The sequence below is a fragment of the Paraburkholderia bannensis NBRC 103871 genome (assembly GCF_000685015.1).
Classification (GTDB): Bacteria; Pseudomonadota; Gammaproteobacteria; order Burkholderiales; family Burkholderiaceae; genus Paraburkholderia; species Paraburkholderia bannensis.
In genome coordinates, this window is record NZ_BAYA01000005.1 from 489,153 (window position 1) to 502,998 (window position 13,846).

At 60.6% G+C, this 13,846-nt stretch carries 8 protein-coding genes; 4 read left to right on the forward strand and 4 right to left on the reverse strand.

Features of this window, described 5'->3' with window-relative positions; genetic code table 11:
* Positions 1 to 172: 172 nt before the first annotated feature.
* On the reverse strand, positions 173 to 1,552 hold the full coding sequence (locus BBA01S_RS11000) for a replication initiation protein (protein ID WP_027816481.1): 1,380 nt from the start codon (positions 1,550 to 1,552) through the stop codon (positions 173 to 175).
* Positions 1,553 to 2,887: 1,335 nt separating this feature from the next.
* On the opposite strand from BBA01S_RS11000, the gene BBA01S_RS11005 reads away from it, so the two are divergent.
* A complete protein-coding gene (locus tag BBA01S_RS11005) occupies positions 2,888 to 4,096 on the forward strand; it encodes an AAA family ATPase (protein ID WP_027816482.1) in 1,209 nt (402 codons plus the stop codon).
* The gene (locus BBA01S_RS11010) at positions 4,093 to 5,085 is read left to right on the forward strand and encodes a ParB/RepB/Spo0J family partition protein (RefSeq protein ID WP_027816483.1); all 993 of its coding nucleotides are present in this window, start codon (positions 4,093 to 4,095) and stop codon (positions 5,083 to 5,085) included. The genes BBA01S_RS11005 and BBA01S_RS11010 overlap by 4 nt, the downstream gene beginning before the upstream one ends.
* A 3,629-nt stretch (positions 5,086 to 8,714) precedes the next feature.
* Here the strand turns inward: BBA01S_RS11010 and BBA01S_RS11015 are convergent.
* From BBA01S_RS11015 to BBA01S_RS11030, 3 genes are all read right to left on the reverse strand, one after another.
* Positions 8,715 to 9,305 (reverse strand): flavin reductase family protein, encoded by a 591-nt coding sequence (locus tag BBA01S_RS11015; protein ID WP_027816484.1) that lies wholly within the window; start codon positions 9,303 to 9,305, stop codon positions 8,715 to 8,717.
* 105 nt (positions 9,306 to 9,410) lie between these two features.
* Positions 9,411 to 10,487, reverse strand: a complete 1,077-nt coding sequence (gene zapE, locus BBA01S_RS11020; protein WP_027816485.1) for a cell division protein ZapE — start codon at positions 10,485 to 10,487, stop codon at positions 9,411 to 9,413.
* Positions 10,488 to 10,588: 101 nt separating this feature from the next.
* Complete coding sequence (locus BBA01S_RS11030; protein WP_027816486.1) at positions 10,589 to 11,521, reverse strand: LysR family transcriptional regulator; 933 nt, start codon at positions 11,519 to 11,521, stop codon at positions 10,589 to 10,591.
* A gap of 193 nt (positions 11,522 to 11,714) precedes the next feature.
* Between BBA01S_RS11030 and BBA01S_RS11035 the strand changes: the two genes are divergently transcribed.
* Both BBA01S_RS11035 and BBA01S_RS11040 read left to right on the forward strand, forming a co-directional pair.
* On the forward strand, positions 11,715 to 12,488 hold the full coding sequence (locus BBA01S_RS11035; RefSeq protein ID WP_027816487.1) for a putative hydro-lyase: 774 nt from the start codon (positions 11,715 to 11,717) through the stop codon (positions 12,486 to 12,488).
* 49 nt (positions 12,489 to 12,537) lie between these two features.
* The gene (locus BBA01S_RS11040; RefSeq protein WP_027816488.1) at positions 12,538 to 13,836 is read left to right on the forward strand and encodes an MFS transporter; all 1,299 of its coding nucleotides are present in this window, start codon (positions 12,538 to 12,540) and stop codon (positions 13,834 to 13,836) included.
* Positions 13,837 to 13,846: the final 10 nt, after the last annotated feature.

The following is a 13,846-nucleotide window of genomic DNA, read 5'->3' on the forward strand; positions in this document are numbered from 1 at the left end:
GACGAAACGCCCAAGTCATTGATCCAGCGACGATATTCACCCAGGCCCATCGGCAGCGTGATTTTGCCTGCAAACGATGCGGCCTGAAGCTGCCGGGCAGCCGCGCGAGCGACGAAACCGTCACGCGCGCGGCGTGAAAACCGGCACAGGAACGCACCCGCTTGCTACACGCTCACAGGCCGGTCTGCTTGAGCTTGCCGTACACGAACTGCCCGAAGTACCAGGACAGATCGGAGTGGTTGAGGATGTTCACGTCCGACAATGCGCCCGCCTCCAGCTTCAGGCGGCGCAGCATGAGCTTGCCGGCCTGCGAGGCGATGTAGAGGCGCACGAGTTCCTTGCGGGTCTTCTCATCGGCGGATTCGAAGTGCTCGCGACCACGCTGCACTTCGTCGTTGCGACGCGTGCGCGCCTCTTCGTCGCGCGCGGCGATGCTCTGCTTCACGGCGGTGGTCACGGCAACCTTGGCGGTTTCCTCGGCGTCCACTGCGGCGGCGAGCTCGCTCTGGATCGCAACCATCTTGCGTTCGGCCTCCGAGACCTGCCAGTTGTGGCTCAGGGCCTTCATCAGGTAGCCGGCAGGGCTCTTCGTCACCTTGCCCTGGTTCAGGCGGAAGCGCGTGTATTCGATCGCCTGCTGGATGCGTTCGTCCGTCCAGTTCACGCGATGCTCGGCGATCACGTCGAACTGCTTGTTGCTCAGGCCGAACTCCTCCTTGAGCGTGAGCAGGAGGTCGTGCGCATCGGGCTGACGGCTTAGCATCGCCGCCACCGTGTCCTTGCGTTTGAGACGGAAGCGGATCTTGTTGATCTTGCGCGAGGTCTCCGAATCGGCGCGCGTCTCGTAGCTCACGTCGATATCGGACAGCTCGTTGATCTGCTTGACCGCCGGATCCAGGTACTTCGGCCGGAAGTGCTTGAACTCCGACGCGCTCGAACCGAGCTTGCCCGGCCAGCGGCGCATGACGTCGAGCTCGATCCAGTCGGTCAGGCCGGCGGCGACGTAGGGCTGCACGTAGTCGTAGATCGCGCGCGCGAACGTCTGCGAGAACGCCGCCGTGATGCACAGGTTCAGCCAATGGTGCTTTTCCGGGCCGGTGATATGGCGCAGCATCAGCGGCGGAATGCGGAACTGGATGCGCCCCTTGCCGATCTTCACGCTGCCCATCAACTGCTCGGAAATCCACTGGTCGTCCTCGCTGGGCGCGCGCTCCGGCGGCGTGTCCGTGACTTCGATCAGCACCCGCTGCGCTTCCTTGATGACGCTCTGGAGATGCCGCACATTGCGGCTCTCGTAGCGCATCAGCCACTTGAAGTAGTTGAGGTCGACGTCGTAGGTCTCATGCGGCACAGGCTCCTGCGCGGCGATGAAGTACGCAGCGTCGATGAAACGCCGCGACGACAGGCCAAGCCCGTTGATGGCAACGAAAACGTTGTTGCGCTGAAAGCCGATCTCTCGCGTGCTTTCGCTGATTGGCTGCCCGGACATCTCTTCGAACAACCCGAGCGACATTTGCTGGGTCGTCGTCCTGCGTCCGCTGTCCTCCGACATTCGTGTGCTCTCCGTCGATATTGGCGGGGACTCTATCACTCCGTTTACACAAGTCAACACAATAAACGTTACCTCAAACAGGCCTCACAGAATCGCTCGCACAAAAAACGTGCCGAACTGCACATAGACCTCTGCATCACCTGCACAAAAAACGGCACTCTGGTGCACATAAAACAATGCTTCTTGCACACAGACCGTTGCTTTTCAGCCCCAAGCCTTTGAAATCAAAGGTTTCGAGCGCCTACGTTAGTGGGTTAGTGGGTTTTTTGTTTTTAAGTAAACAAACCAACCCCGCACAAAAAGAGATGCTTCGCGTGAAAAGCTGCGCTGAGTGGCTTGCAGGAGTGGGGGAATTTGGGGTGACCCGAAACGAAACCAGCACTAAGGACGCCAATTTGCCTGGTTTTTGAGCATGTCAGGGTTTACTCGGTGAGAGATCAGCAGGATTGGCTAAATAGAAGGCAACGTTTTGTGTGCATGAGCCTGGATCGAAGGTAACGGTTAATGTGCAGCACCCACTGTCCTCGATTGAGGCCGATATTTTTCGGCTGTCAGGGCGACTCGGGTAACGGTTTTTGTGCGAGCACGTGTACAGGCGTCGACGGTAGTGGTTTTTGTGCGGGGGCCTTTGCCGAATGGCTCGGTAACGTTTCTTGTGCACGGCGTGCTTCTAGTCGATTCAGGCGCGCTCGGATCGAGAATGGACGATGAGGTAACGATTTTTGTGCGAACGCGGGGCCTCTCGTTTCGAGCGCAGCGCAATCCAGTGATCTGTCTGAGCGGTTTCCCGTTTGTTTTTGCAGAAACACAAATCGACGGTCACGGTTTTTGTGCATTTCTTTAGAAATGCAGTAGTAGGGGAGTGCTGCCAGGATTGGGGTAACGTTTTTTGTGTTCCAATCTCTACTGGCCGTTCTTACGGAAGTGCGCAAGGCACAAAATCCGTTACCGGCTTTCCATCGTGTAGGCGGCTGCTTACACCAATGAGCAAAAGTGCACAAAAAACGTGACCTCTGTAGTCAAGGAGGTTTGTACTGCTACCAGCGGTGAATGCGAAGCTGGCGTTCGGCGTCATTTTTCTGACGCGCGACGCTTGTGCACGCAGAATACACAAGCGAATTGCCTAAAAAATAGGCAGGTCGACGGAAAGGCACCTAAACGGCCCGTGGCGGGCTTGGCTATCTGGGATAGGCCAAGGGCTGGAGAAACCCTCGGGAGGCCGTCAAAACGCGAATAAAAAGGTCATTTTTTTCTTAAAGCGGTCTCAATCAGTGTGTTTCGATACGCTTTTCCTGTATTCTACGCTTTATCCAAATTCCGATAAAAAGCGTATTAATGGCAAAGACTATCGAATTTCCATCAATTGACCGACGCGTTGATCTTTCGGCAGTAACGCAGTTCGCGGAAGAGGCGGGTCTTCTGTCAGAAGAACTTCGGGAAATGATGCTGGCACCGAAGCCGCGCAAGATGGCGCCGACGTTTACCTCGGCGCAGGTCGCGGAGATGTGCGGTATCGACCGGATCAAACTCAATAACCTGCTGGCGACGCGCGAAGGCTTGCCCCAAGGCGAGGCGCAGGGTTCGGGCCGCAGCCGCGTGTTTACCTTGCCCGAAGCACGTGTCTGGGTTCAGCAGGTTTCGGATATTTATCAGACGCCACTGCATACGGGCGTGCGCGACGCCGATGGCAAGGTCATTCTGGTCGCCAACTTCAAGGGCGGCTCGACCAAGACCACGACGACGATGTGTCTTGCGCAAGGTCTCACGCTGCGCGGGCGCCGCGTGTTGCTGATCGACCTTGACCCGCAGGCCTCGCTGACGGAGCTCTGCGGTCTCTACGCGGAAAAGGAAGTGACGGAGGACAGCACCGTCCTGCCGTACATTTACGACCCGCAAATGGAAGGCGGCTTGCTGAATTTTGTCCAGCCGACTTATTGGGATGGCCTCGATGTCATTCCGGCGCACCCGACGCTGTTCTCGGCGGAATTTCATATTCCCGGTACGGTGATCAAGAACCCGGGCTTCAAGTTCTGGGATCTGTTGCGCGAAGGCGTGCAGACGCTGCGTCAACACTACGACTACATCATCCTGGATACGGCGCCGTCGCTGTCGTATCTCACGATCAACGCGCTGATGGCAGCCGACGCGATGGTCATGCCGCTGGTGCCGGAAAGCCTCGACTTCATCAGTTCGGTCTCGTTCTGGAGTCTTTTCTCCGATCTCGCGCACACGATCATGGAGCGCGGCGACGAGAAGACCTATGACTTCGTCTCGGTGCTGCTGTCGAAGGTCGACTACGGCAAGACCTCGTCTGCGCCGGTTGTGCGTTCGTGGGTGCAGCGCACCTATAAGGACTGGGTGAGTTCGGTGGAGGTTCCGGCGAGCTCGGCGATGAGCAACGGTGCACTGGCCATGGCGACGGTATTCGACATCAGCAAGGGCGATCTCGCGGACAAGACGGTTGCGCGTGTCCGGCAGCCGCTCACCGATTACGTGCGCTGGATCGATGATCTTTACGTTGAACAATGGAGGGCCGGGAAATGAGTTCGTTCCGCGACAAGATGGCGGCCAAGACCGCCGAACTCGGCTCTGCATCCGAGCGCCAGACCACCGAACGTCCTGCACCGGCGGCACCGGAACCGCGTCGCAGCAGCGCGTTCAAGACCGGGCCCGGGATGCTGGGTGCGCTCGCCGTTGCTCAGCAACGCATCCAGGAACTCGAAACCAACAGCGACAAGCTGCTGTTGCCGGTGAGCGCGATTCAGCCCAATCCGTGGCAACCGCGCAAGATCTTCAGTGACGAGGGGCTGGCCTCACTTGCGGAGTCGATCCGCGAAGTCGGGCTGGTCGAGCCCGTTGTGGTGCGCCGCGCGGATCATGGTTACCAGTTGATTGCAGGTGAGCGTCGTCTGCGTGCGCACGTGATTCTGCATGCCGAAGAGATTCGCGCGTCGGTGATCGAATGCTCCGACCAGGATATGGCGGTGCTTGCGCTGGTTGAGAACGTGGGGCGTGAGGATCTGACCGATTATGAAATCGGTCAGTCGCTGCGTCGCGCTGAGCAGGAGTTCCCGACGCGCACGCGCATGGCCGAGGCGCTGGGTATGTCGCGCAAGGGCCTTTATCGCTTCCTCTCGTTCGACAAACTGCCGGACTTTATTCGGCGTGACCTCGATCTGAACCCGCGCCTGCTCGGTGGGTCGGCTGCCGATGAGATCGTTTCGGCGATCAAGAAGCATGGCGCGGCTGGTCTTGCCGCCGCGCGTGAGCTGTGGCCCGCGGTGGTGGCAGGCACGCTCGATCAGGGAAAACTGGCGGCGGCGATTGGTGCACAGTCGAACCGTAGCGAGAGCGAGCAGAGCGTCTCGGAGCGGAGCATCGAGAAGATTTTCTCCGGGAAGAGCCACGCCGGCAGCATCACGAAGGACACCAATAGCTTCACGGTGAAGCTTAAGACGGGGGTACTTTCGGATGCGCAGGAGACGCAGATTCGGGAACTCATCAGCCAGTTGTTCAATGTGAAGCCTGGTTGAGATGCGCTGTTGAAGGTCTGGATTTTTGGAGAAGCCCGCGAAAGCGGGCTTTTTTTTCGTCGGGTCGCGGGGCGAGATGGCTGTGTCGAGTGGACACGGCAAACAGGTGACACAGTGGGCTTCGCGTTGAGTCGTGTGTCGAGTCGACACATGGTGGGGGCGATCTTTGCGAGAAGCGATGGCGTGGGAAGGTTGGGTGTGGAGCCGTGAGCATATGCTTCGATGGGGCGTGTGGCGCATTAAACGTCGAGTCGACACGCGGTGGAGGTGGGGCGATCGTTGCGCCGAGCAATGGCGTGGTTAGGTTGACTGTAGAGTCGCGAGCGTACGTTTGGATGGGCCGTGTGACGCGCTGTGCGTCGAGTCGACACAGAGAGCAGGCGATACAGTGGGCTTCGCCTTAAGTCGTGTGTCGAGTCGACACACGGTTGGGTTGCGATTTTTGCGTCAAGCGACGGCGTGGGTAGGTTGGATGTGGAGCCGTGAGCATAAGCTTCGATGGGGCGTGTGACGTATTGAACGTCGAGTCGACACGGCGAGCAGACGACTCAGGAAGCCTCGCCTTAGGCCGTGTGTCGAGTCGACACACGGTGGTGGGGCGATCTTTGCGCCGAGCGATGGCGTGGTTAGGTTGACTGTGGAGTCGTGAGCGTACGCTTGGATGGGCCGTGTGACGCGCTGTGCGTCGAGTCAACACACGGTTGCGCTGCGATTTTTGCGTCGAGCGACGGCGTGGGTAGATTGAGTGTGGAGCCGTGAGCATACGCCGCGATCGGGTGTGACGCGTTGTGCGTTGAGTCGACACAGCGAGCAGGAGACTCAGAATGCTTCGCCATAGGCCGTGTGTCGAGTCGACACACGGTGGAGGTGGGGCAATCTTTGCGCTGAGCGATAGCGTGGGTAGGTTGAGTGTGGAGCCGTGAGCATACGCCTCGATGGGTCGTGTGACGCGTCGCGGGTCGAGTCGACACAGCAAGCAGGCGACACAGACGGCTTCGCCATAGGTCGTGTGTCGAGTCGACACACGTTGGGGTGAGCGATCGTTGCGCCGAGCGATGGGGTGCGGAGGTTGTGGGGCCGCGAGCATGCGTGTCGATGGATCGGATGTGACGCGCTGTGTGTCGAGTCGACACAGCGCGTCTCCTGCTTGGGCCAACTGGTGGATCGTCGGTCAATCAGCTTGGGATTCGGGGCTACTGTTGTTGCGGTGCGGCGAGTCGAGTTCGTGATGATGTGCGAAGCAATGCACGATGAATTAGGGCGTGCAGCACTGGGGCAGGGGGGGTGAGCACCGGCGATGTTCAATTGAGTGACGCGTTCGTGTGTCGAGTCGACACACGATAGATTTTCGACGGTCAATGCGCGCGAAGCCGTTTAGTGTATGGAGGCCATCGTATCTGTCTGAAGGTGGCCACGCGATGTGGTGCCGTTGGTTTCGCAGCGTGCCTCTTCGGATATGACTAAAGCCCATCTGCATAGCTTGCCTGCCCCTGCGCATACAGAATCGCGAGCTGGCTCCGTGGAGCAAGTTGATTGCGTGTGTCGAGTCGACACACGCAATCAATCGGTGGCTGGGTAGGCTGGTGTGCGCGTCGAGAATTTCTACAAGTCGAAGCGTTGCGATTTGGCATCCTCGACGCTGGAACTCCCAGCCATAAGCGGGTGGATCTCGTTGTCACGGGCGAGGAGGGGGGGCGGCTTGAGGTGATCAGTGCATGGCGCTGTCCGTGTTGCCCAATTTGAAAAATCGCTTGCCGAACGCTGAAGTGACAAGGTGTGCTCTGTGTCGAGTCGACACAGAGACATCGCCCGGAGTAGGGGCCTGCCAGGAGGTGCGCGCCGCTGGCAACAAAGGTGACGAGGGCGGCCTGACGTGCAAACAAGTGCGATTGAGATGTCCAGCGGCGTCGAGCCTATGACAACTAGCTGATGCCTGAGACGTAAGCGCGATGGCGAGAAATTGGATCGATGCCTGCCTGAGTCTCCCGGGAGTTTCTCAGGCTATAAGCAACGGCGAACGACCTGTGAGATCTACGAGGGCCCGCAAGTAGCCGATGTTTGATAAGGGCGTTGCGGTTGCGGCGGCTGGGTGGCTGTACGGTCACCTAGCCTGCTGCGATCGCTTAGCTGCGAGCGAGCGCCTGTGCCGCTTCGCAGGAGAGGGGAGAGTGTCTGCGGCGGGCGTGCTCCGTGCCGGGATCTTCGCGCCAACAAAAGGCGGAGAAGCGCGTCGGACATCGGCGCAGCTCTAGCTGAGCCCAGGATTTCGAAATGTGTCGACTCGACACATTTCAGGATTTTCAACCCTGCTCTGCATTCCGTAGCGAGAGGCGATCTCGTCAAGCGGCGATTGGCGCATCAACCTTTACCTCGTCGCTACTGCAAGCCTTTTGCCCAGACGTCAGCAGAAGTCGGTGTCGATTCAACAGCGACGCGGGCAACCATATCGCGCCATCCCCTGATCAGACGAACACGTCGCGTAGCCAGTAGGGCAGTGCGATCAGGCTCTACGTCAGCGCGTTCCGAGAGTGTCGCCGTTCCATATTGTGCGTCGGGCTGTGTGTCGACTCGACACAACTTCGGCGGGACAGCGTTTGACCACCTGGTCGCGCCTTGCGGCGCCGCACGCGCAACACCTCAGTGGAAACGCTAAGGAGCGGTTGCGAAGCAAATCTATCGCAGCGAGTTTGATAGGCGTGGCCGGTTCATCGAGGTATTGAGACGCCTCATCTGGACTTTGCAAAGGCAGCTACGGTCTCGCCACGTGAGTCTTGCGGCATATCCTTAGCCCGAACTCGCCACTGAAGCAGTAGGGCATCCCGTCCTGTCTCTTCTCTGGGGACTGTCGCGTATATCAATCAGAAGCCGGAGTTCGCATCGAACCTGATTACGGCCGGCAATCGCGGCACCTGGCAATACCTGCATGGCAACCTCAGACGTCCGTAGCGCAAGCGCGGCTGTCCTCTCCGAAGTTGCATTGCTAATGGCGGATCGTGCTCTGACCGACAGGAGCAATTGTGTTCGCATCGCAATTGAATGGAGCTGATATCCGAGCACGCCTGCACGGCATCTGTACCCAACCCGGATCGCAGAAAACCATCAATACGTCATAAACGCAACTAACCGATAAAATGAGCACGAATTCAAAACTATCTAGCACCGGGACAGCCAAGCGAATACGAACCGCATAGTGACTGAGACCGCCGCGGCGGCCCACGCTTCACGCCTTCAACGCGCTTTAGGTGCTTCGCGTCGCCCGCACGACCCGGGAAGCGCTACAACAACCCTCAGAACCCGTGAATTTCTCCCCAATCCCGGCTATCTCAAGCACCGAATCAAACCAGAATCCACCCGGCGTGAAACATTCGCCTGAAATCGAATAAAACGGTAAAATCCTTATGCAACAAGGTCTTGCGCCCTATAAAATTGCCTCGCTGCCAAATGTTTCACGCTGAGGCACGTTCTCCCGCCCCAAAATCCGAGCCTCCTCAGGCTAGATCCCTCAATCAGGTTCAAAGCGCTCCAATTCGTATCTTTCACTACGTATTTTGTAGTTAATCGAATAAACGACCAGCCGAGCCACAGCGGCCATCAAGCCGCCGCGGCCGCTTCAAATCCGCCCGAAAGCCTTACCCACCAAGCGTTCCAGCCTTCACCGCATTGCTCGCGAGCGCAAAATTGCCGGCGCCCAGATGATGGATCGTATGCAGGTCACGATTCGTGTCGTCGAAGATCCAGTGCCCGCCGTTGAAAACGCGCGGATCCGCTGCCGCCGATACGACCTCGCAAAAGCAGGTGTCGTACGCGTCCTCGGTGTGCTTCTCGGGGATCAGCTTGCATTCCATCCACGCGGCAATACCGTGCTCAAGCAATGGCAAGCCGAGTACCGGGCCGCGTACCGCCTCGATCTCAAACTGTTTGAATTTGTCCGCGTCGCGTCCGCTGACGCTCCCAACTGCGAAAGTCAGATCCATCGCCGCAGCGCCAGGCACGCAGATGCCGAAAGTGCCGCTCGCGTGAATCAACTCGCGCGTGAAAGTTTTCTTGTCGATCACCACGGCGATGCGCGGTGGCGTGAATTCGACGGGCATCGACCAGGCGGCAGCCATCACGTTGTGACGTGCACCATGCGAACTCGTGATCAGAACGGTCGGGCCGTGATTGATGAGTCGGCTCGCGTGTTCGAGCGCGACAGGTTTAAAGCGGGAGAGGGCGTCCATCGTGTTGTCAGTCCTTCGTGTCAGAGTTCGAGGGACTGTACAACAGATGAAAAAACGGCGCGGGGCGCGCCCGCGCGTGGGGAATGCAGCGGAGCGCGAAGCTGATTACTTCGCCGCGTCCGCCAGGTGCGATTTCCGATGCGCGCGTTCAAGCTCGATCGCGTAACCACCCGATTGCATTTCTGCTAACCGGCTAGTGGTGCGCGACACATCGTGCGCGCCATCGAGCCCTTCGAGTGCTGCGCGCACCGGCAAATCCGACGCGATGAACAGCGCGTGCTTGCGATCGTAAAGAATGTCGATCAGCCAGACGAAGCGTTGCAGCACGTCGCGGCGCTGGAGCATCGAGGTCTCCAGCCGGTCGAGAATCACGCCGCGCCAGCGCTCGGCGAGCGCGAGATAGTCCAGGTGCGAGCGGGCCGTGCCGCACAGCGCATCGAAATCGACCCACACTATTTGCTTGCCCGCCGCCGTGACCGGCAGCGACCGCCCTGCGACTTCAACATCGGCCGGATGAATGGCCGCTTGCGCTTCGTAGTCGGCGAAGATCGTCCACAGCGCCTCGCGCGTCCCGTCGAGCGGCGAGAAGTACCGAAGTTGTGTCGACTCGACACGGTTTTCGCGGTAGTCGCGCGGGCCGTCAAAGGCGACGATGTCGAAATGATGCTCGATGCGCGCGATGGTCGGCTCGAAACGCTCGTGAAACTCGGGATCGGGCAGGAGGTTGCGCGGCGCGTAGTTCGAGGTCAGCACAATGCGCGTGCCGCTCTCTAGCGCGGTTTCCAGGAAGCGGCCGATCAAGAATGCATCGGCGATATCGTGCACATGGAATTCGTCGAAGTAGAGCAGGTCGACGCCATCGAGCCATGCGCGCGACACATCGCCCAGCCGGTCATCGCTGCGCGGCGCCTGCACAACCAGCCGATTGATGTCGCGAATGAACTGATGAAAATGGATGCGCCGCTTCGCGCAGGTTGCGAGCGCGAAGATGGTGTCGACGATCAGGCTCTTGCCGCGTCCGGGCAGGCCGTGACAATAGACGCCGCGATGTTCGCGCTTGACGGCTTCGCTGCGTTTGCCGTGAAGCAGGGCGCACAGTGCGTCGATCGCCCGCTGCTGGCTGTCGTCCGCGACGATCCCTTTTCCGGCGAGTGCGTGGGCGATGGCGGACGAGTCGATCATGCGAAGGTCTTTAAAGCGGCGAACGGAGGGCGATGCGCGTGCTCCACGCGCGGACGCGCCAGTTTATCAGCGCGCTTGCCTGGCCCGTCGCCAGCTTCACCTCACAAGCGCTCGATCAAGCGCCGGTCTCCGTGCTCGCAATAGTCGTGGCACGCGGCGCGCGCGGCGTTGGCGGCGCCATGGACGAATAGCGGGGCGTCGGTGCGCCGCGACATCGAAACGACAATCGATGGCGGCGAGGGATGCAGGGGCAGTTCGACCACTTCGCCGCGCGCGATCAGGTCGTCGACAAACAGGCGCGGAATCGCCGCCACGCCGAAGCCGTCGCGCACGAGCTGCACGATCACCGAAATCGACGGCGATCCGGTGATCCGCGTCTCGGAGAGCGGCACGCCGTTCGCGAGCGCAAGCTTGCCGACGATATCTTCCAGCGCACGATGCGGCGCAGTTCCGCGCCCGAAAGTGAGGATCGGCTGGCGCAACACGCGCCTGGCGAGTCCGCTGCGCGAGAGCGGCAACAGCCCCGCGCGCGCGATCCAGTGCACAGGATAGTTAGCAAGCGCATCACATACTACGGATTCCTCATCACTTCCTTCCACGCGCACGATCAGGTCGAGCTCGCCGGCCATCAAGCGCCGTTGCAGCACGACGCTCACGTCTACCGCAAGCTCGACTTCAAGCTGCGGATAGTCGTTGGCAAGGCGCCGCATGTAGTCCGCGAGCCAGCTATGCACGACCGTTTCGATGACGCCCAGGCGCAGCTTGCCGCGCATGGCGCCTTCATTGGACGCGGCGGCCTGCAACTGGCGAGTCGCCTCCACCACGGCCTTCGCATAGCCCAGCAGGTATTCGCCATTCGGCGTGAGCCGGAACTCGCGGCTGTCGCGATCGACCAGCACGGTCTGCAACTCCTCTTCGAGCGCCTTCAGCCGCTGCGAAATAGCGGCGGGGGTCGCGTGCAGCGCGCTGGCCGTCGTGCGGAAGCTGCGCAGCTTCGCCAGCGTGACGAAGGTCTCCAGAAAGCGTGTGTTCATGGACGGGGGCGCGCACAAAGCGCTTCAAAAAAGGCGACGGGATCCGGGAAAACCCGCGTTTTCGTTAAGAAATTCTATTCGTGGACGGCTAAAAAAACTAGTTGGCGTCAAATTTTCTTCTTTTCTAAGCTGTGTCTTATAGCAAACGACTCATGACGCATCGTCTTCCACCCGATAAAAGCTGACCTCACCCATGACACCGTATGAATTCCGCCAGGCCGTTCGACACGGCGATTTCCGAGGCCCGACCGCTGGTCATTGCGGCGACTACGCGCAGGCCAATCTGGCGATCCTGCCCGCAGCGTTCGCCCACGATTTCCTGCGTTTCTGCCACGCGAATCCGAAGCCGTGCCCGCTGCTGGGCGTTGGCGAGCCCGGCGATTTCCGCGTGCCGGTGCTGGGCCGTGACATCGACATTCGCACTGATGTTCCGGCCTACAACGTCTATCGTAACGGAGTACTAAGCGATTGCGTCGACTCGATCGAGGCCCTGTGGCAGGACGATTTCGTGGTGTTCGCCATCGGCTGCTCGTTCTCGTTCGAGCAGATGCTCGCGAAGGAAGGCATCGGGCTGCGTCATGTCGAAGAAGGCCGCAACGTGCCGATGTACCGGACGCACATCGCGAACCGCCGCGCGGGTGTCTTCGGTGGCGAGCTGGTCGTGTCGATGCGTCCGCTGCGTGGCGCCGACGCGATCCGCGCGGTGCAGATCACCAGCCGCTTTCCCGGCGTCCACGGCGCGCCCGTGCATATCGGCGAAGCGGCGGAGCTGGGCATTGCCGATCTCGCGCAGCCTGAATTTGGCGATGCGGTGACGATCCGGCCCGGCGAGCTGCCGGTCTACTGGGCGTGCGGCGTGACGCCCCAAACGGCGCTGATGGCCGCGAAGCTTCCGCTTGCGATTGCGCACGCCCCCGGTCACATGCTGATGACCGACATCACCAACGCGTCGCTGGCCGTGTTCTAGTCCGCGCAACGCCAGGTTTTCCCCACGCGTCTATCAACAGGAGCGACAGATGGACAGCAAGACATTCGCAGCGAGCGCGGGCGAGACGGCCGCAGACGGCGGCGGCTCGCAGCTTTCCTGGTACGCCGAAGCAGGCCCGCGTGCGCGTCGCGCATTCTGGAGCTGCAAGGTCGGCTACATGCTCGACGGCATGGACACGCAGATGCTGTCCTTCGTGATCCCCACGCTGGTCGCGACCTGGGGCATTTCGCTCGGCGACGCGGGATTTATCGGCACCATGACGCTGCTTTCGTCGGCGCTAGGCGGCTGGATCGCGGGCATTCTTTCGGATCGCATCGGCCGGGTGCGCACGCTGCAGCTCACCGTGCTGTGGTTCGCGCTGTTCACGGGCCTGTGCGGTCTCGCGCAGAACTACCACCAGTTGCTCGCGGCCCGCGCGCTGATGGGCTTCGGCTTCGGCGGCGAGTGGACGGCGGGCGCGGTGCTGATCGGCGAAGTGATCCGGGCGCGCGACCGCGGCAAGGCGGTGGGCCTCGTGCAGTCGGGCTGGGCAATCGGCTGGGGCATTGCCGCGCTGCTCTACGCCGTGCTGTTCTCGGTGATGGCGCCGGAAATCGCGTGGCGCGCGCTGTTCCTGATCGGTCTCGTGCCCGCGCTGCTCGTCCTGGTGATCCGCCGGTATGTCAAGGAACCCGAAGTATTTGAGCAGTCGAAGCTTGCGCAGCAGGCGTCGAACGATGCGCCGCGCTTCACGGAAATCTTCTCGCCGAAGCTGCTCTCCACGACGCTGCGCGCCGCGCTGCTGACGACGGGTGCGCAAGGCGGCTATTACGCGATCACGACCTGGCTGCCGACCTTCCTCAAGACCGAGCGCCATCTCACGGTGATGGGCACGGGCGGCTATCTCGCGATGATCATTGTCGGCTCCTACGTCGGCTATCTGTCGAGCGCGTGGCTCACCGACCGTCTTGGCCGCAAGCCTAATTTCATCCTGTTCGCGGTCGGGTCGATGGCGATTGCTTTTGCCTACACCTCGCTGCCGCTCACGAATGCGTCGATGCTGTGGCTCGGCTTCCCGCTCGGCTTCTTCGCTTCCGGCATTTTCTCGGGCATGGGGGCGTTCCTCACCGAACTCTTTCCGACCCGCGTGCGCGGCTCGGGGCAGGGCTTCTGCTACAACGTGGGCCGTGCGATCGGGGCGCTGTTTCCCGTGCTGATCGGCTCGCTGTCGAAGCAGTTCGGTCTGGGCACGAGCATCGGCATCTTCGCCGTCGCCGCCTACGGCGTGCTGATCGTCGCAGCGCTCACGTTGCCCGAAACGCGCGGCCGCGAACTCGAAACCGCCTGAATTTCAGGGC